The organism is Dryocola mayonis (assembly GCF_051307045.1).
In the GTDB taxonomy this organism is placed as follows: domain Bacteria; phylum Pseudomonadota; class Gammaproteobacteria; order Enterobacterales; family Enterobacteriaceae; genus Dryocola.
On record NZ_CP150452.1, the window covers coordinates 2,071,258 to 2,089,495 of the forward strand.

Consider the following 18,238-nt stretch of genomic DNA (forward strand, 5'->3'; position numbering starts at 1 on the left):
CTGGCGGCCTTATCTGATAAGGGCAGAATAGATGAAACAAAAGATCCTGATTCTCGGCGCAGGTTTTGCAGGAATGTGGGCCGCCCTGAGCGCGGCTCGTCTGGCGGCGCTGCATCAACGCAACGACGTGGAAATCACCGTGCTGGCCCCGCAGCCGGAGCTGCGCGTGCGTCCGCGTTTTTATGAGCAAAAGGTGGAGACGCTGGTTTCTCCGCTGCTGCCGCTGTTTGACGTGACCGGCGTGAAGTTCCTGCAGGGCGAGGCGCAGCGTATTGATGCGCAGGGGAAAAACGTGTGGTATCGCAATGCGCAAAACGAAAGCACCATCGAAAATTACGATCGCTTAGTGATTGCCACGGGCAGCTACCTGCGCCGGGATCTGGTGAAAGGGGCCGCCGAGCACGCGTTCGACCTCGACCAGCTGGAAACCGCGCTGCGTCTGGAACAGCATATCAGCCAGCTTGGCCAGCAGCCGGATTCGCCGGCGCGTAATACCGTCGTGGTGTGCGGCGGCGGCTTTACCGGTATCGAGGTCGCCACTGAGCTGCCGCATCGCCTGCGCGCCATTCTGGGCGCAGGCTGCGCCCCGCGTGTCATCGTCGTTGAACGCGGCAGCGTGATGGGCGGACGCTACAGCGAAGCGCTGCGCGAGGTGATCCGCGCAGCAAGCGATGAACTGGGCATTGAGTGGCGCCTGGGCGCCGAAGTTGCCGAAGTGGACGGGCACGGGATTACCCTCGCCGATGGCGAACGCATTCCATCCAGCACCGTTATCTGGACGGTTGGCGTGCAGGCAAGCCAGCTCACCGCGCAAATTTCGGCGCAGCGCGACGCACAGGGGCGCCTGCACGTAAACGAATTCCTGCAGGTGCCGGGCTACGACGATATTTTCGCAACCGGCGATGTGGCGCGGGCGGCAACGGATGACAAAGGCAACTTTGCGCTGATGACCTGCCAGCACGCCATCATGTTAGGCCGCTTTGTCGGGCATAACGTCGCCGCATCCCTGCTGGGCGTGGAGCCGCTGACCTATCGTCAGGTGAACTATGTGACCTGTCTGGATCTTGGCGGCTGGGGCGCGGTATACACCGAGGGCTGGGAGCAGGAGGTGAAACTCACCCGCGCGGAGGCCAAAAAACTGAAGCTTTCCATCACCAGCGAGCTTATCTATCCGCCGAAGGCCGATCGCAAAATTGCCTTTGAAACCGCAGATCCATTGGCGGCCTTTGTCTGAGCGCCTTATGATGCGCATCTTGAGCAAGACTTACAGGATGCCGTCATGAACGATATTACCTTTTTCCAGCGCTTCGAAGCCGACATTGTCGCAGGCCGTAAAACCATCACCCTGCGTGATGAGGCGGAATCGCATTTCCAGCCGGGGCAGCTTCTGCGCGTCGGGCGTTATGAAGATGATGTCTGGTTCTGCAATATCAAAGTCACAGACGTCTCTCCCGTGCTGCTGAGCGAACTGACGGAAGAGCACGCGCGCCAGGAAAATATGACCTTGCCCCAGCTAAAGGAAGTGATTGGCGAGATTTATCCGGGGCTCAACGAGCTGTACGTCATCTCTTTCGAACGGGCGGCAGCGTAATAAAAAGCCCTGTTCCACGGTTGTATGGAGCAGGGCTTTTATATGGTCGACAGCCTGCAATATTACGGCATGATTAAGAGGTAATTCGCCGCGAAGTTTCGTAACGCTTTTTCCAGTATTCATTTGCCAGAAAAGAAATCGTCACGCCTTTTTTGGTGGAGGCATGCAAAAATTTTCCGTTGCCGATATAAATGCCGACGTGACGCTGCCTTTTATTTATTTTAAAGAAGACCAGATCGCCGGTGCGTAATTGGCCTCTGGCGATAGACTTACCCAGAGCAATCTGCGCCGAGGTTGTTCTGGGTAAGCTTATATGCTTTTTTTTGAAAGCGCGCTGCGTCAGGGCGGAACAGTCAATTCCCCGCTTTGAGGAGCCGCCAGCCTTGTAGCGCACGCCTTTCCAGTTATGATAAAAATGTGAAATATCTGCGCGCGTTAAATTATTTTTGCTGCGAAAGCCGGCGTTTTCTGTTGCGAAAGCCTGCGGGGCAAACAAAGGCGAGACGATAAATAAAACCAGCAAAATAGATTTAATTAAAAACTTTAACACAATTAACACTCTGTTAGGCGTGTGCGGCATAACCGATAGAAATATTCCTCTGGATAAATCCTTACACGCGACGGCGCGCATCAAAATATAAATTTATGATGTGCGGCAATAATGGCGGACGGACGCATAATAACCAGATGAGGACACTTTATCTACAGTAGCAAATTCTTAAATAGCGCGCACTTTTGCTCCTGCGCATTTAAGCATATAAAAAACAAAGGTAAATATCGGGGCTATAAAAAAGAGTTTTAACAGGCGCCGGCGCAGAAGAAAAGGAAGGGCTGGCCCTTCCTCGCGACGTCTTACCGGCTGGCTTTCTGCAACATCTGGTAAAGCTCATCTTTCAGCCTTAGCTTCTGTTTTTTCAACTGGATAACCTTTTCATTGTATCCCGTACCCTGCGGGCCCTCCCGGCGCAGGATTTCGTGGTCGAGTTGATTGTGTTTGTCGAACAGGCTGAGAAAACGTGGGTTGGCGGATTTTAATTCGGCGATCAGCTCGCGGTATTCAGGAAACATTACAAACCTCCCGTAGACGGTGAAGCGGTGGATGGAGTGTTGCCAGGCATACTTCGCAAATGCCAAAGCCAGTGTAGGAAAGTGCCGGCGCGAAAGGGAAGCTTTGAAACGTATGGGATTGTCAATTTGCGATCCCGGTAGCGTGCTGGCGCAACGGTTAGATTTCATCCATTCACCGGCTTGATAAAAACGCATTTTGGTAAAGACAAACGTTTTGCCGTGTGCTAAAACATGTCTATGATATATTTTAAAGCCCAAAAAGAGCACGCTATGACCTTACAACAAGCCAAACCAAAATTACCAAAACGCGTTAAAAACGAGCTTAAGTTCCGTGAATTGACGGTTATAAGCAAAGAAAGAGTCGCCGGATGTTTCTATCGCATCGTCTTTGCCAGCGAGCAGCTTGCGGGCTTCTCCTCGCAGGGTTTTGACGACCACATTAAAGTCTTCTTCCCGGAAGGCGACGGCAAAGTTTCCCTGCCGAAAATTACCAGCGAAGGCGTCGTATGGGGCGACGGACCGCGTCCGGTATCGCGCGACTACACGCCGCTGGCGTTTGATGCCGGGCGCAACGAACTGACCATCGACTTCTACATTCACCAGGGCGGCGTGGCAAGCAGCTGGGCCGCCGCGGCAAAAGCGGGCGATACGCTGACGATCGGCGGCCCGCGCGGTTCGCTGGTGATCCCAACCGACTACGGCTGGCAGCTGTATGTCTGTGACGAAAGCGGCCTGCCGGCGGTACGTCGCCGACTGCTGTCATTACCTGAAAACATCACCGTGCGGGTCATGGTCAACAGCCATCACAGCGGAACCCAATCCTACCTTGGCGAGTTCGCCAACGCTGAGATTGAATGGCTCGACGGTGAAACCCTCGCTGAAAAGTTAAAAACGCTTACCGTGCCGCAACAGGATTACTTCGTATGGATAACGGGCGAAGGCGAAGAGGTGAAAAAACTCAGCGATAACCTGCAGGCCACCCAAGGGCTGGACGCTGATTACGTGCGCGCCGTGGCCTACTGGCACAATAAATAAACCGGAGATTAACAATGCGTATTCGACATTTGCCGCATGCAAGACATGAAAAACACGAAAGGCATGGCGTTCACGGTGGGCACGGGCACCACGGCGGCCGTGCCGAAGGGCGGGGACGTTCCCGTCGCGAAAGGCTGTTTGACGCCCAGGATATCCGTCTGCTGATCCTGAACTTCCTTTCTGCCAACAGCGCTCACGGCTACGAGCTGATCAAAGCCATTGAAGCGCTGGCCGGGGGCGAATATGTGCCCAGCCCGGGGATTATCTATCCTAACCTGACCCTGCTTGAAGAAATGGGCGCTATCCGCGCCGCAGACTCCCTGAGCGGTAAAAAAGTCTGGGAGCTGACGCCGGAGGGGAAAGCCTCTCTTGAACAGCAGCGAGACGAGGTTACCGCTGTCATCAGCCGCCTGGCCTCCCTTGGCGTGCTGGGCGATAACCGCCGCATTCCGGAAGTGCAGCGCGCGATTCAGAACTTTAAGATCGCGCTCAACACGAAGCTGGCCAGGGGCGATATCCCGCAGGAAACGCTGCATAAAATTATCGATACCCTCGATAAGGCGGCGAAAGATATCGAACGCAGCTAACTTTGCGACCCAGCCTGCCCGTCGTCCCGCATCCGGGGCGACGTTAAATCCGCGTAGCGCTTTTTTCTCACCTTAAGACCCCCCGCAGGCATAAAGTTTTCCCTTAAAGCGCCGACATACTCTGGGTATCTGTCGCAATAAGAATGGGAAAGCATGTTAAATCGTATAAAAGTGGTAACCAGCCTACTCTTTGTGCTGGGATTGTTCGGTATTTTACAATTAACATCTGGCGGTTTGTTCTTTAACGCCCTGAAAAATGACAAGGAAAATTTCACCGTACTGCAAACCATCCGTCAGCAGCAGTCCACGCTGAACGCCAGCTGGGTTGCGCTGCTGCAAACCCGTAACACCCTTAACCGCGCCGGTATTCGCTATATGATGGATACCACCAATACGGGCAGCGGCTCGACGGTAAATGAACTTATGCAAATCGCCAGCGCCTCTTTGAAGCGCGCCGAAGAGCAGTGGGCCATTTATGAAGACCTTCCTCGCGACCCGCGTCAAAGCGACGAGGCGAAGCAGGAGATCAAGCGTAACTATGATATCTACCACGGCGCGCTGGCCGAGCTTATTCAGCTGCTGGGCGCGGGTAAAATCAATGAGTTCTTCGACCAGCCTACGCAGAAGTACCAGGATGGTTTTGAACAGCAGTACGTTAACTATCTTGAGCAGAACGACCACCTCTATCAGCTGGCCGTTGATGATAATAACAGCTCCTACAGCATGGCTATCTGGATCCTGATGACGATCCTGCTTGCCGTACTGGCGGTTATCGTTATCGTCTGGCTGGGCATTAAATCCACCCTTATCGCGCCGTTAAACAGCCTGATTGCGAGCATTCGTCATATCGCCGGCGGCGATCTGGTGCGCAAGATTGAAGTGGAAGGCACCAACGAAATGGGGCAGCTGGCCGACAGCCTGAGAAACATGCAGGCGGAGCTGGTGAGCACCGTAGGCGACGTGCGTAACGGCGCAAACGCCATTTACAGCGGCGCCAGCGAGATTTCCATCGGCAATAACGACCTTTCTTCCCGCACCGAGCAGCAGGCGGCCTCGCTGGAAGAAACCGCGGCCAGCATGGAAGAGCTTACGGCGACCGTTAAGCAGAACGCCGAAAACGCCCGTCAGGCAAGCCAGCTTGCGTTAAGCGCCTCCGAAACCGCGCAGAAGGGCGGCAAAGTGGTGGATAACGTGGTGCGCACCATGAACGATATCGCCGGCAGCTCCAAGAAAATCGCCGATATCACAAGCGTTATCGACGGCATCGCCTTCCAGACCAATATTCTGGCGCTTAATGCCGCCGTTGAAGCCGCGCGTGCCGGTGAACAGGGCCGCGGTTTTGCCGTCGTGGCGGGCGAAGTACGTAACCTCGCGCAGCGCAGCGCCCAGGCGGCAAAAGAGATTAAGAGCCTGATTGAAGACTCGGTCAATAAGGTTGACACCGGCTCCACGCTTGTGGAAAGCGCGGGCGAAACGATGGACGAAATCGTGAATGCCGTTACGCGTGTGACCGACATCATGGGCGAGATCGCCTCTGCTTCCGATGAGCAGAGCCGCGGCATCGACCAGGTCGGTCTGGCCGTTTCTGAAATGGACCGCGTCACCCAGCAGAACGCCGCGCTGGTGGAAGAATCCGCCGCAGCCGCAGCCGCGCTGGAAGAACAGGCCAGCCGCCTGACGCAGGCCGTATCAGTGTTCCGCATTACGCAAGATGCCGTTAAAGAGAAACTCGAGCTGAAAACCCCGCAGCTTAAGACCTCTGCGGCAGCGCCGCGCAAGGCCGCACCGGCCAGCACCACGGATGAGAACTGGGAAACCTTCTGATTTTCCCGCCTGAAAATAAGGGCTGTCTGTGCAGCCCTTATCGTCTTAGCGCTTAAGAGCTTTTATATCGCTCTTAAATCTTTTCAACCCCTCGCCAGCGTCATTCCCTCATAAAAACTACGGCTATGCTTTGCCGTTTTTCAACTAACCAAATGTAAATTAATTGTTTCTCACCGCCTTCGCGACGCTTTATTAATGAACCCAGGTTAATTAAATCGAGTGCGTGATATGTCCTATAGAATCAGCCTGCTGGATAAAAGCCCGGTCGCTAAAAATGAAACGCCGGCGCAGGCGTTAAAACATACCCTGAGCCTTGCTCAACAGGCGGAGAGCTGGGGGTATCATCGCTTCTGGATTGCTGAGCACCACAACACTTCACGTCTGGCCAGCCCTTCGCCTGAACTCCTGATTGCCTGGATCCTGGGCCAGACCCGCCGTATTCGCGTCGGTTCCGGCGGGGTCATGCTGCAGCACTACAGCCCTTATAAGGTGGCGGAAAACTTCAACCTGCTGGCGTCGATTGCCCCGGGCCGCGTCGATTTAGGCGTGGGCAAAGCTCCCGGCGGCCTGCCGCTTTCCACCCGCGCGTTGCAAAGCGGGCTGCATCAGGATGAGAAGGGATCCTTTGCCGACCAGCTTGCGCAGCTTGATAACTGGCTGTCGCTGCCGGCGGCGGAAGAGGACGAAGAAGCGCTGCGCGCAACCCCTGTTCCTGAACATAGCGCAGGACGATTTTTACTGGGCGCCAGCCGGGAAAGCGCCCTGCTGGCGGCGCAGCTCGACTGGGACTTTGTATTCGCCGCCCACCTTAACGGCGATAAAGCGCTGCTGGGCGAAGTGCTGCGCACGTGGCGTGAACGCAGCCGCCGCGACGTGATTGTCGCGGTGCAGGCCATCGTCGCCGGTAGCGCGCAGGAAGCGGACGAGCTGGCAAGCCGGGTGGAAATCTGGGGCGTTGAGCTGGAAAACGGCCAGCGGGTGAGCGTGGGAAGCGAAGCCCAGGCCCATGCGTTCGCCCGTCAGGCGGGCAGCCCGGCCAGGCGTATCGAACGCCGCGAACCTTCGCTGCTTAAAGGCACCGCCGAAACGGTCCACGCGGGCCTTGCGGCTTTACAGCAGGAGTTCGGCATCGACGAATTCATTATCGATACGCCGATTGCCGAACATCAGGCCCGCAATCTTTCGCTGCGTTTGCTGGCGGGAAACCGCCCGACGCCGGCCGCCGCGGACTTTGTCGCTGAACATGAAGTCTGGTAAGGGAACGCATATGGCATTCGGGCAACAATTAATCGACTGGCGGCGCGAGCTGCATCAGCATCCGGAACTTTCCGGGCAGGAAACCGAGACCACCGGCCGTATCCGCCACTGGCTTGAAGGCGCAGGCCTGCGCCTGCTGCCTTATCAGCTCAATACCGGCGTGGTGGCCGAAGTGGGGCAAGGCGAGAAAGCTATCGCGCTGCGTGCGGATATTGACGCGCTGCCGATCGAAGAAGCAAGCGGCGTTCCTTTCCGTTCGCAGCGGGCGGGCGTTATGCACGCCTGCGGGCACGACGTTCACAGCAGCGTCATGCTGGGCGCCGCGCTGCTGCTTAAAGAGCATGAAAAGCAGCTGCCGGGCAGGGTAAGGATTATTTTTCAGCCGGCGGAGGAGAATTTTACCGGCGCCAAAGCCATCGTTAAAGCCGGCGCGCTCGAAGGCGTCAGCGCCATTTTCGGCATGCACAACGAGCCGGGCCTGCCCGTGGGCTCCTTTGCCACCAGAGGCGGCGCGTTTTATGCCAACGTCGATCGTTTTGTGATCCGCGTGAAGGGCAAAGGCGCGCACGCGGCCCGTCCGCATGAAGGCAACGATTCCATCGTGCTGGCAAGCCAGCTGGTGACGGCCCTGCAGTCGGTCGCCAGCCGCAATATCAATACTCTGGAGTCGGTGGTGGTGAGCGTGACGCGTATTCAGGGCGGCAATACCTGGAACGTGCTGCCGGAAAAGGTGGAGCTTGAAGGTACGGTGCGTACCCATCAGGCGGACGTGCAGCGCCAGGTCGAAAAGCGTATCCGTGAGCTTGCCGACGGGTTTGCCGCCGCCTTTGGCGCGCGGATAGAGGTGGAATGGTTCGCCGGGCCGACGACGCTGGTCAACGATGAGAAATGGGCGGCCTTTGCTGCCCGCGTGGCCCGGGACGTGGGGTATCAAACCCGGACCGCGGACGTACATATGGGCGGAGAAGATTTCGCGGTGTATCTCAAAACCGTGCCGGGCGCGTTCGTCAGCATCGGCAGCGCCAGCGAGTATGGCCTGCACCACCCGGCCTTTAACCCGAATGAAGCATTAATTGAGGACGCGGCGCGCTACTTTGCCTCGCTCGCTGAACAAGCCCTGCTCGAAAATTAACCTTTCGCCGTAAGCCTGGGGAACAACGCCCCGGGGATCGTGCGCCCTGAAGATGAGGATGAACAATGTCTGAACAACGTCAGCTACGGCTCGGCACTATATTGCACGGCGCGTCGGGAAATATGTCCGCATGGCGACATCCGGCGGCCGTTGCCGATGCGAGCATTAATTTTAACTTTGTTATAGAGACCGCCAAAAAGGCCGAACAGGGAAAGCTGGATTTTCTTTTCGTGGCCGACGGCCTCTATATTAATGAAAAATCCATTCCTCATTTCCTTAACCGCTTTGAACCGCTGACTTTATTATCGGCGCTGGCGAGCATCACCACGCATTTAGGCCTGGTGGGCACGCTTTCCACCTCCTACAGCGAACCTTTTACCGTGGCGCGCCAGTTCGCAAGCCTCGACCACCTGAGCAACGGCCGCGCGGGCTGGAACGTGGTGACGTCGCCGCTGGAAGGTTCGGCGAAAAACTTCTCCCGCGATAAGCATCCGGAGCACGCGCTGCGCTATCGCATCGCCGATGAATATCTGGACGTGGTGAAAGGGCTGTGGGATTCCTGGGAAGAGGACGCCTTTATTCGCGATAAAGCGAGCGGCAAATTCTTTGCGGCGGATAAGTTACACGCGCTTAATCATCACGGCGATTTCTTTAAGGTCGCCGGGCCGCTAAATATCGGCCGCACGCCGCAGGGCAGACCCATAGTCTTTCAGGCCGGCGCTTCAGACGACGGCAAAAAATTAGCCGCAAGGCACGCGGACGCCATATTTACCCATCATGAAACGCTGGAAGATGCGCAATATTTTTATCGCGATGTAAAAAGCCAGCTGGCCGGCCACGGCCGCCGGGCGGACGATCTGCATATCTTCCAGGGCGTAAGCGTGATTGTGGGCGCGGACGCGCAGGACGTGGAAAACCAGTATCAGACCACCGCCGCGCTGGTTTCCGTTGAAGACGCGCTTAACTATCTGGGACGCTACTTTGAGCATCACGATTTCAGCCGGTACGAGCTGGACGCGCCGTTCCCGGACATCGGCGATTTAGGCCAGAACAGCTTCCGCAGCACCACGGACGAAATCAAACGTCACGCCCGCGAACGGGGCCTGACGCTGCGCCAGGTCGCTCTGGAAGCCGCCTCGCCGCGTCCGCGCTTTGCCGGAACGGCTGAAGAGGTGGCGGACGGCCTGCAGCGGTGGTTTGAAAGCTTCGCCACCGACGGCTTCATCATCCAGGGCGGCACGCCTGACACCTTCCCGCGCTTTGTGGATGAAGTGGTTCCTCTCCTTCAGGCGCGGGGGCTGTTCCGCAGGGAATACCCCGGCACCACCCTGCGCGAAAGCCTGGGCCTGTCCGTCCCGGTTAACCAGTACGCACAACAAAAATAATCATAAGAGACTACGCTATGCAGAAATCATCGCTTATGTTGGCCATCGCTCTGGCGTTTGCGCCCGCGGCCGTCCTGGCCCAGCAGGTTACTATCAACGGCGCGGGCGTAAGCCTTGACGCCAACAAAACGCCGGTAAACACCGCGAAAAATTCGCAGGCTATCGCCGAATTACCCAAAAACTACCGCTTCGCCGTTCCGGGCAAGTTTACCGTGGCGGTAGCGGCGCTTAATTCGCCGCCGCTCACCGTTTTCGCCGAGGATAACAAGACGCTGCTCGGCAGCGAGGTGGACATCGCCCGCCTGGTGGCGGACAGCCTTGGCCTTGAGCTGAACGTGGTGCCCACCTCCTGGGAGGACTGGCCGCTGGGCGTCACCTCAGGCAAGTACGATGCGGCAATCAGCAATATTACCGTCACCAAAGAGCGCAAAGAGAAGTTTGACTTTGCCACCTACCGCAAGGATTCCCTCGGCTTCTACGTGAAGTCGACCAGCCCGATTAAGGCTATCGGGAAGGCCGAAGATATAGCCGGCCTGCGCATTATCGTGGGTTCCGGCACCAACCAGGAGTCCATCCTGCTGGCGTGGAACGCCGCAAACGAGAAGAAAGGGCTTAAGCCCTTTACGCCGGTTTATACCAAAGATGACGCCGCCCAGACGCTGGCGCTGCAGTCCGGCCGTGCCGACGCCTTTTTTGGTCCGAACGTCATAGGCGCGTGGATGGCGGCTGGCCGAAGGCGGCGCACATTGCGGTGACGCTGAAAAAGGGCGGCGGGCTGGTTGAGCCGGTGCAAACCGCGCTTAACGGCGTCATCAAAAACGGTGACTACGACAAAGTGCTGAGCCGCTGGGGAGAAAGCGTTGAGCAAATCCCTTCTTCCGAAATCAATCCGCCAGGCCTTGGCGACTAAGGAGAGCGCAATGAGCGAACGGTTTCGTGATGTTTCCCCCGAAGCGCCAGAACTGCAGCCGATCATCAGCGGCCTGTTTGGCGAATACGCGGCGCGCTACGGGGATTACTTTTCCCGCGATGCGGAAGTAGAGCTTACCGAGTGGTACCTGGCGCCGCAGGGCCTGTTTATCGTGCTGGAGCGCGACGGCGAGATCGTCGCCACCGGCGCCTATAAGCCCTTTGATAAGGATACCGCCGAGCTAAAACGCATCTGGACCCACTCCGCCCTGCGCAAGCAGGGCCTGGCCGGGCGGATAGTGCGCGAGCTGGAAAGAAGGGCGCTGCTGGCCGGGTACAGCAAGGTGTATCTCACCACCGGTTTTCGCCAGCCCGAGGCCGTGAAGCTCTATCTGGGCCAGGGCTATGAGCCGCAGTTTGATATTTATCGCGATCCGGAGGAGTACAGCATTGCGCCTTACGACGGACGCCTGCGCTTCACCAAACGGCTCGCGCTTGATAACCGCAAAACCGCCTGAGGAAAAGATATGACCACTCCCTCCACCATTAAAGTTGTGCCGGCGCGCTACCCGATGCGCACGGCCGGCGCCGTTGTGGCGCTGTTCGTGCTGGCGATTGTCATCCAGTCGGTGGCTTTTAACCCGCGCTGGGAATGGGGCGTGTTCGCCCGCTGGTTCTTTGACCCGGTCATCCTTGAAGGGCTGGCGCAAACGCTGTTGCTGACGCTTATCGGCACCGTGCTGAGCGTGGCGATCGGCGGCGTGCTGGCCCTGGCGCGGCTGTCTTCGTCGTGGCTGCTCAATGCGCTGGCGTGGAGCTATATCTGGCTGTTCCGCTCGCTGCCGCTGATTGTGGTGCTGATAATCCTCTATAACTTCTCCTATCTGTACGACACGCTGTCGCTCGGCATCCCCTTTACCAGCATTAGCTGGGGCAGCTATGAAACCATTAACGTCCTCGGGCAGTTTTCCACGGCGGTTGTCGGCCTGACGCTGGTGCAAAGCGCCTATACCGCCGAGATCATCCGCGGCGGTTTTTTGGGTGTCGATCACGGTCAGTATGAGGCGGCCGCCGCGCTCGGCTTGCCCGCCTGGCGGCGCACCCTGCGCATCATTCTTCCACAGGCCTTACGCACAATTTTACCGTCCGGATTTAACGAAATTATCAGCCTCGCCAAAGGGACGGCGATGGTTTACGTGCTGGCGATGCCGGAGCTGTTCTACACCATCCAGATGATCTACAACCGCACCCAGGAAGTGATCCCGCTGCTGATGGTCGGCGCGGCCTGGTACCTGGCGATCACCAGCGTTCTGTCGCTGATCCAGCATCTGGTGGAGCGCTGGCTTGCCCGCAGCGAACGGCGCTCGGCTATCAATCAACAAAGCCCGGCGCGCAGCCAGGCAACCCAGCCTGCATTGCAAACTCAGGAGGCGGCCCATGCACCCATCCCTTAATCAACCCGGCCATATTTCCATTACCGGGGTCAGCAAATACTTTGGCCGCCATAAGGCGCTGGATAACGTTTCCCTTGAGCTGCCGCCGGGTTCGGTCACGGTCATTCTCGGGCCGTCCGGCTCCGGGAAGTCTACTTTGCTGCGCGCCATTAATCATTTAGAGCGCGTGGATGAAGGCTTTATTCAGATAGACGGCGACTATATCGGCTACCGTTTGCAGGGCGACAGGCTCTATGAGCTTAAGGAGAAGGAGATCCTGCGCCAGCGCGTGAACGTCGGCTATGTGTTCCAGAACTTCAACCTGTTTCCACATCTGACGGTGCTGGAAAACCTGATTGAGGCGCCCATCGCCCACGGGCAGCTCAGCCGCAAAGCCGCCATCGAGCGGGCCTTTGAGCTGCTGGACGTGGTGGGGCTGCGCAACAAGGCCGACGCCTGGTCGCGTCATCTTTCCGGCGGGCAGCAGCAGCGTATCGCCATCGCCCGCGCGCTGGCGCTGCGTCCGCGCGTCATGCTGTTCGACGAGCCGACTTCGGCGCTGGATCCGGAGCTGGTTGGCGAGGTGCTGGACGTTATCAAGAAACTCGCCCGTTCGGGCACCACCCTGGTGGTCGTCACCCACGAAATTGGTTTCGCCCGCGAGGTGGCAGACAAGGTGGTGTTTATGGTCGACGGAAAAATCGTTGAGCAGGGCAGCAGCGACGAGGTGTTAAACCGCCCGCAGCATTCGCGCACCCGCCAGTTTTTATCGAAAGTACTTTAAGGAGCCGGGATGAAAACAGGAGTACTGGCGCTGATGCTGTTCAGCACGGCGGGCCTTGCGCAGGAAGGCATCGATCTTAAGGCCAACGAGCAGCCGATTCACACGGCGAAAAATCCTCAGGCCATCAGCAAGATCCCGCCGACGTATAAATTTATCGAGCCGGGCACCCTGACCGTGGCTATTTCCGCGCTTAATTCGCCGCCGCTGGCGATGCTGGCGAGCGATAACCGGACCCGCATCGGCAGCGATCCGGATATCGCGCGTCTGCTCGCCGATAGCCTGGGCCTGAAGCTTAAGCTTGTGCCAACGGCGTGGGAAGACTGGCCGCTGGGGATCACCTCCGGCCGCTATGACGTGGCGCTGGTGAATATCGCCGTCACCGAACAGCGTAAAGAGAAGTTTGATTTTGCCACCTACCGCGTGGATTCGCTGGCGTTTTCGGTAAAAGCGGGCAGCCGGATTAAATCCATCAGCAAAGCGGAGGACCTCGCCGGGCTGCGGGTGATCGTGGGCTCCGGCACCAACCAGGAGAAAATCCTGCTGGGCTGGAACGAACAGAATCAGCAGGCAGGGCGCAGGCCGGCGCTGCCGGTTTATCTGACGGACGACGCCTCCGGCAATCTTTATATTCAGTCTGGCCGGGCGGACGTGTTCTTCGGGCCGCAAAGCGTTTCCGCCTACAAGGCCGCGCTGACCGGGAAAACCAGCGTGGTCGGCCTGGGGCCCAAAAAGGCCTTTGTCGCCACCACGACGAAAAAAGGGAATGGCCTGGTCTATGCGCTGCAGGCCGCGCTGGAAGGCGCGGCGAAAAGCGGAGAATACCAGCAGGTATTAGCCCGCTGGGGAGAAAAGGGCGAAGAAGTGGCGGCTTCGCAAGTGAATCCTCCGGGCATTACCTACCCTTAGTCAGCCAGAGTAGCTGCCCCGGCGTGACGCCAAATCGCGTCCTGAAGGCGGCGATAAACGCTGACGTTCCCATCCCCGCTGGCGCTAGCCTGCCTCCGGCAAAGCGCCGGCGGCGATCAGCGCCTGAATAACGATTACCGCGATACCGCAGGCAAACACCAGCAGCAGTAGAGGCTTACCGCCGGCGACCCGGTAAGCGGAGGCGGCGTGGTTTTGTCGGCTTTTCCAGACCAGCAGCGAAGGAACGATCAGCGCCAGGATCGCCAGCGCCACGCCCGCATAGCCCAGCGCCATGACAAAACCTTGCGGATAGAATAAGGCGAAGATCAGCGGGGGAACGAAGGTCATCAGCCCTGTCTGCGCGCGGCCGGACGCTTTGCGGCTGCGCTGGAACAAATCGCCCAGGTAGTCGAACAGCCCCAGAGATACGCCCAGGAAAGAGGTCGCCAGCGCCAGGTCGGCAAACAGGTGTACCGCAAGCTCGACCTGCGGCGTCGCCACAACCTCACGTACGGCCTGCAGCAGACCGTTTAATCCGGCGCGATCGGCCAGCAGCGAATGGAAGACCCCGGAATCAATAGCCCCGAGCGTCGCCAGCTGCCAGAAAATATACGCCGCCAGCGGGATGGCGCTGCCGGTAATAAATACCCGGCGCAGCCTGCGTAAATCGCCGTTCAGATAGCTGACAATGCTCGGCACGCTGCCGTGAAAACCAAAGGAGGTGAAAATAACCGGGATCGCGGACAGCGCCAGGCCTTTCTCAAGCGGCAGGGATAATAAGTTCGTATGGTGAATATGCGGCATCATCAGCGCCAGCATGACCACCAGCAGAATAATCTTGGCGCTGAACAATACGCGGTTAAACATATCCACCATATGCGTCCCCACGCATACCACGCCGCCGGCAATAACCGTAAACAGCAGTACGCCCGCGGTCGCGGAAATGTTGGTGGCTAGCCACTGGCTAAGACTTGCGGCAAGTAATTCTCCGGCTCCGCTGATATAAGCGGCGGTAAGGGCGTACATTAAAAAAAGCATGCTAAAACCGGTCAGCCACTGGCCGGGGCGGCCGAGGTAACGGCGGGCGAGCGTGCCAAGCCCGGTGTCGGCAGGCACGTGCTGATAAACCTCCACCAGCAGCAGCGCCGTGTAGCACATTACTCCCCACAGGCCGAGGAGTAACAAAAACGTGACGCCAAACCCCACGCCCGCCGACGCCAGCGGCATCGCCAGCATTCCTGCGCCAATTGTGGTGCCGGCGACGATAAAGATACTGCCAAGAGTGCGATTCTTCACGCTTCCCTCTGTATTTATACTTTTAATAACGACATTGTGCCGCGCAGGGTAGGGGAAAACGCTATGCCCGTCAAATGAGGATTACGGCATGTGTAATATTAAGTTTACAGTAACCTGCGGCTCGCCGATCGCCGCCGCGGGCCTTAAGCCGCGGCCGTCTGGCTTAAAATAAAGGTTAAAAATAATGCGCCGACGGATTACGTTGCAGGGGTAAATAATTAAACGCGCCGCGCGATCTTTAAACGTGTTTTTAACTTCCCGCCAGCATTCAATCCCGAAAGTAGTAGAAAAAATTAGGCAAAAATATTTTTTAGATCCCATAATATTATTATCTGGTAGCCATGCCTTTAATCGGATGTTAACGTTTTGGTATTAATTAAGCGAGGGCGCTTTTAAGTTTTAATTATACGTTTAGTCAATAATACGAAAGTACTAATTTTATCTGGAATATATTTTAAGGCGCGCCACGGGCGCGTTCTGGCAGCATGCGCCGTCACGCGACGGCAATAAATTAATGATAATGCTTATTTCCACTCTGGCATAAGGATATAAGGGCAGCTATGTTCATCATTCATCGACATGCCAATTCGATAAGATATTTAAAGTCCGGAACCTGTTTATTTACCGTCTGTATTCTTTTACCGATGCAGGCCTATGCCGTTACGTCTGATTACGATGAATTAATAATGGAAGCGCGCGCGGGAAACCGGGCGCCTTTATTGCAATATCTGCAGGCGCAGGAAAAACAGACGGAGCTTACGGAGAATCAGGTTGCTGACTGGCTACAGGTTTCCGGCTGGGCGGATAACAATGAGGAGACGCTCAGGGTCTGGCAACGGTACCACAACCAGATTGCCATCCCGCCGCGCGGGCAGATTGCCGTTGCCCGGGCGTTACGCAATGAAAAGAAATGGGATGAATCGCTCTCCGTGTGGGAGAGCATTTTACGTGAAGAGCCGGATAACGCCGACGCGCGCACCGGCTGGATCATGACGCTTGCCGACGCGCGGCGCAATGAACAGGCCCTGACCGAAGCCAATAGCTGGGCGCAGCGCGAGCCGGGTCCCGACCGCGATGCGCTGGTGGCCTACGTATACCAGGCGCAGGGTAAAAACTGGGATGCGTTGCTCGCCGCCAGCCGCGCGCAGGACGAGGCGCCACAGAACAAAAATTCTCAGGCCACGCTTATCGCCGCGTTATCGGCTAATCGGGTGGTGGGCCCGGCGCTGGAGCTGTCCTCCAGTATTTCCAGCGCCGATCCGATGAAGCGCCGTCTTGAACTGGACGCCGCGGCGGAAACCGTTCGCGCCGCGTTTACGCCCACGCGTAACGAAGAAGAGCGGTTTATCGTCGCGGATAAGGCGCTTGCACGTTATGACCAGCTGCTGGCGGCCTGGAAAGATAACCCGGATGCGCAGGCGGACATCCGGCGCGCCAGGATAGATCGCATTGGCGCGCTGGTGATTCGCAAGCGTAACGCCGAAGCGATAGCGGAATATGAATCCCTCACCGCGGACGGCGGCGCGGTGCCTTCTTATGCCAAACGCTGGGTGGCCACGGCCTGGCTTAACGATGAACAGCCCGAAAAAGCCGAAGCGATGCTGATGAGCATCTATTACCCGAACGGCACCCTGCCGGCGGCCCCGCTTACCCCGGATGACCGCCAGGATCTGTTCTTCGCCCATCTTGATAACGAACGCTTCGACGCGGCGAAACGCCAGGCTGACGAGCTGGTCAAAGAGAGCCCCTACCTGCGGCGAGTCTATGGCTCGCCCACGCCGCAGCCCAACGACGCCTGGCTGCTGGGCCAGACGCTGCGCAACCAGTATAAAGTCGCCGTCAACGATCTGCCCGGCGCGGAAAAGCAGGCCGAGCATCTGGCGCGCACCGGCTCGGGAAACCAGGGGCTGCGCATTACCTACGCCTCGGTGCTTGAGGCCCGAGGCTTACCGCGCAAGGCGGAACAGGAGCTTAAGCTTGCCGAAGTCATCGAGCCCAGCAACCTGGAGCTGGAGCGCCAGCAGGCCTACGTCGCCCTTGATTTACAGGAGTGGAAACAGGCCGACGAGCTGACCGACGATGTGATTGCCCGCAGCCCGGACGACACCTCGACGCTGCGGCTGTCGCGCATCCGCGACGTTCACAAAATGTCAGAGCTGCGCATCAGCGGTTCGCAGGGCATAGCTTCCGACAGTCCGATCAGCGGCAAGCACGATTTCACCCTCGAGTCGGCGATTTACAGCCCGCCTGTCGACGATAACTGGCGGCTGTTCACCGGCTTCAACTTCGCCACCGGCGAATTTGAAGAGGGCAAGGGCATCAGCCGGGATCTGGCCGCCGGCGCCGAATGGACCTCGCGCAACTACTGGGCCGAAATGGAAATCTCCGGCCACAACTATGGCGACGGGCAAAAAATCGGCGGCCGCCTGTCGGCCTGGCACGACTTTAACGACAACTGGCGCATCGGCGGTTCCGCTGAGCGTCTCTCCAGGGATACGCCTCTGCGCGCGCTTCGCAACGGCGTCAGCTCTAACGGCGGCACCGGCTATGTCCGCTGGTATCAGAATGAACGACGCGAGTATCAGCTGTCGTTCGCGGCATCCCATTTCTCCGACGGCAACGACCGCCTTGAATACGGCCTGAGCGGCAAAGAGCGCCTGTGGACCACGCCGCGCTTTACGCTGGATTTCACGCCCGGCATTAGCGGCAGCACCAACAGCAAGGAAGACGTGCCGTATTACAACCCGAAACGCGATTTTGCCGTCGTGCCGGGGCTGAGCGCCGAGCACGTGCTTTATCGCCGCTACGACACGGTCTGGAGCCAGCAGATCACCGCCGCCGCGGGCAGCTACTGGCAGAAAAACCAGGGCAGCGGCGCTATTACCCAGCTGGGGTATGGCCAGAGGGTTCAGTGGAACAACGTCGTGGATGGCGGGGTGATGTTGACCTGGGATAAACGCCCGTACGACGGTAAACGCGAGCGAAATGTTTCGCTTGCCTTCGATTTGAACGTCAGGTTTTAAGGACAGCA

The 18,238-nt window shown here is 57.8% G+C and carries 15 protein-coding genes and 1 pseudogene; 13 read left to right on the forward strand and 3 right to left on the reverse strand.

The features are described from left to right. The first annotated feature begins 31 nt into the window (after positions 1-31). Both WLO32_RS10070 and yqfB read left to right on the forward strand, forming a co-directional pair. Entirely contained in the window at positions 32-1,234 is a 1,203-nt protein-coding gene (locus WLO32_RS10070) for an NAD(P)/FAD-dependent oxidoreductase (protein WP_435948169.1), read from the forward strand. A gap of 45 nt (positions 1,235-1,279) precedes the next feature. After that, entirely contained in the window at positions 1,280-1,591 is a 312-nt protein-coding gene (gene yqfB, locus WLO32_RS10075) for a N(4)-acetylcytidine aminohydrolase (protein WP_435948170.1), read from the forward strand. A gap of 73 nt (positions 1,592-1,664) precedes the next feature. Here the strand turns inward: yqfB and WLO32_RS10080 are convergent, their stop codons facing one another. Beyond that, the gene (locus WLO32_RS10080) at positions 1,665-2,222 is read right to left on the reverse strand and encodes an NlpC/P60 family protein (protein ID WP_435948279.1); all 558 of its coding nucleotides are present in this window, start codon (positions 2,220-2,222) and stop codon (positions 1,665-1,667) included. Positions 2,223-2,443: 221 nt separating this feature from the next. Continuing rightward, positions 2,444-2,659: a YdcH family protein gene (locus tag WLO32_RS10085; protein WP_121267387.1), complete on the reverse strand. Its 216-nt coding sequence runs from the start codon at positions 2,657-2,659 to the stop codon at positions 2,444-2,446. A gap of 270 nt (positions 2,660-2,929) precedes the next feature. On the opposite strand from WLO32_RS10085, the gene WLO32_RS10090 reads away from it, so the two are divergent. The 10 genes and pseudogenes from WLO32_RS10090 to WLO32_RS10135 all read left to right on the forward strand — a co-directional run bounded on the left by WLO32_RS10090 (position 2,930) and on the right by WLO32_RS10135 (position 13,911). Further along, positions 2,930-3,694 (forward strand): siderophore-interacting protein, encoded by a 765-nt coding sequence (locus tag WLO32_RS10090; RefSeq protein WP_435948171.1) that lies wholly within the window; start codon positions 2,930-2,932, stop codon positions 3,692-3,694. A gap of 14 nt (positions 3,695-3,708) precedes the next feature. Next, positions 3,709-4,281 (forward strand): PadR family transcriptional regulator, encoded by a 573-nt coding sequence (locus tag WLO32_RS10095; protein ID WP_435948172.1) that lies wholly within the window; start codon positions 3,709-3,711, stop codon positions 4,279-4,281. Between the two features lie 153 nt (positions 4,282-4,434). Continuing rightward, on the forward strand, positions 4,435-6,105 hold the full coding sequence (gene tsr / locus WLO32_RS10100) for a methyl-accepting chemotaxis protein (protein ID WP_435948173.1): 1,671 nt from the start codon (positions 4,435-4,437) through the stop codon (positions 6,103-6,105). Positions 6,106-6,333: 228 nt separating this feature from the next. After that, complete coding sequence (locus WLO32_RS10105; protein WP_435948174.1) at positions 6,334-7,362, forward strand: LLM class flavin-dependent oxidoreductase; 1,029 nt, start codon at positions 6,334-6,336, stop codon at positions 7,360-7,362. Positions 7,363-7,372: 10 nt separating this feature from the next. Beyond that, complete coding sequence (locus WLO32_RS10110) at positions 7,373-8,494, forward strand: amidohydrolase (RefSeq protein WP_435948175.1); 1,122 nt, start codon at positions 7,373-7,375, stop codon at positions 8,492-8,494. A gap of 65 nt (positions 8,495-8,559) precedes the next feature. After that, a pseudogene (locus tag WLO32_RS10115) lies at positions 8,560-10,789 on the forward strand (NtaA/DmoA family FMN-dependent monooxygenase). Positions 10,790-10,799: 10 nt separating this feature from the next. After that, a complete protein-coding gene (locus tag WLO32_RS10120) occupies positions 10,800-11,306 on the forward strand; it encodes a GNAT family N-acetyltransferase (protein ID WP_435948176.1) in 507 nt (168 codons plus the stop codon). A gap of 9 nt (positions 11,307-11,315) precedes the next feature. After that, positions 11,316-12,242, forward strand: coding sequence for an amino acid ABC transporter permease (locus WLO32_RS10125; RefSeq protein WP_435948177.1), 927 nt, complete (start codon positions 11,316-11,318; stop codon positions 12,240-12,242). Continuing rightward, positions 12,226-13,005: an amino acid ABC transporter ATP-binding protein gene (locus tag WLO32_RS10130; RefSeq protein WP_435948178.1), complete on the forward strand. Its 780-nt coding sequence runs from the start codon at positions 12,226-12,228 to the stop codon at positions 13,003-13,005. The genes WLO32_RS10125 and WLO32_RS10130 overlap by 17 nt, the downstream gene beginning before the upstream one ends. A 9-nt stretch (positions 13,006-13,014) precedes the next feature. Beyond that, a complete protein-coding gene (locus WLO32_RS10135) occupies positions 13,015-13,911 on the forward strand; it encodes a transporter substrate-binding domain-containing protein (RefSeq protein ID WP_435948179.1) in 897 nt (298 codons plus the stop codon). An 84-nt stretch (positions 13,912-13,995) separates the two neighbouring features. Here WLO32_RS10135 and tyrP read toward each other — a convergent pair whose 3' ends face one another. Next, positions 13,996-15,207, reverse strand: a complete 1,212-nt coding sequence (gene tyrP, locus WLO32_RS10140) for a tyrosine transporter TyrP (RefSeq protein ID WP_435948180.1) — start codon at positions 15,205-15,207, stop codon at positions 13,996-13,998. Positions 15,208-15,767: 560 nt separating this feature from the next. Between tyrP and pgaA the strand changes: the two genes are divergently transcribed. Continuing rightward, positions 15,768-18,230, forward strand: coding sequence for a poly-beta-1,6 N-acetyl-D-glucosamine export porin PgaA (gene pgaA / locus WLO32_RS10145; protein ID WP_435948181.1), 2,463 nt, complete (start codon positions 15,768-15,770; stop codon positions 18,228-18,230). The last annotated feature ends 8 nt before the right edge of the window (positions 18,231-18,238 follow it).

What these genes read in the sequence shown, in the direction of transcription:
- WLO32_RS10125 (WP_435948177.1), top strand. Translation starts at nt 11,316, where the DNA reads ATGACCACTCCCTCCACCATTAAAGTTGTGCCGGCGCGCTACCCGATG.
- pgaA (WP_435948181.1), top strand. Translation starts at nt 15,768, where the DNA reads ATGTTCATCATTCATCGACATGCCAATTCGATAAGATATTTAAAGTCC.
- WLO32_RS10135 (WP_435948179.1), top strand. Translation starts at nt 13,015, where the DNA reads ATGAAAACAGGAGTACTGGCGCTGATGCTGTTCAGCACGGCGGGCCTT.
- WLO32_RS10130 (WP_435948178.1), top strand. Translation starts at nt 12,226, where the DNA reads ATGCACCCATCCCTTAATCAACCCGGCCATATTTCCATTACCGGGGTC.
- WLO32_RS10090 (WP_435948171.1), top strand. Translation starts at nt 2,930, where the DNA reads ATGACCTTACAACAAGCCAAACCAAAATTACCAAAACGCGTTAAAAAC.
- WLO32_RS10105 (WP_435948174.1), top strand. Translation starts at nt 6,334, where the DNA reads ATGTCCTATAGAATCAGCCTGCTGGATAAAAGCCCGGTCGCTAAAAAT.
- WLO32_RS10085 (WP_121267387.1), bottom strand. Translation starts at nt 2,659, where the DNA reads ATGTTTCCTGAATACCGCGAGCTGATCGCCGAATTAAAATCCGCCAAC.
- WLO32_RS10120 (WP_435948176.1), top strand. Translation starts at nt 10,800, where the DNA reads ATGAGCGAACGGTTTCGTGATGTTTCCCCCGAAGCGCCAGAACTGCAG.
- tsr (WP_435948173.1), top strand. Translation starts at nt 4,435, where the DNA reads ATGTTAAATCGTATAAAAGTGGTAACCAGCCTACTCTTTGTGCTGGGA.
- WLO32_RS10070 (WP_435948169.1), top strand. Translation starts at nt 32, where the DNA reads ATGAAACAAAAGATCCTGATTCTCGGCGCAGGTTTTGCAGGAATGTGG.
- WLO32_RS10095 (WP_435948172.1), top strand. Translation starts at nt 3,709, where the DNA reads ATGCGTATTCGACATTTGCCGCATGCAAGACATGAAAAACACGAAAGG.
- yqfB (WP_435948170.1), top strand. Translation starts at nt 1,280, where the DNA reads ATGAACGATATTACCTTTTTCCAGCGCTTCGAAGCCGACATTGTCGCA.
- WLO32_RS10080 (WP_435948279.1), bottom strand. Translation starts at nt 2,222, where the DNA reads ATGCGCGCCGTCGCGTGTAAGGATTTATCCAGAGGAATATTTCTATCG.
- WLO32_RS10110 (WP_435948175.1), top strand. Translation starts at nt 7,373, where the DNA reads ATGGCATTCGGGCAACAATTAATCGACTGGCGGCGCGAGCTGCATCAG.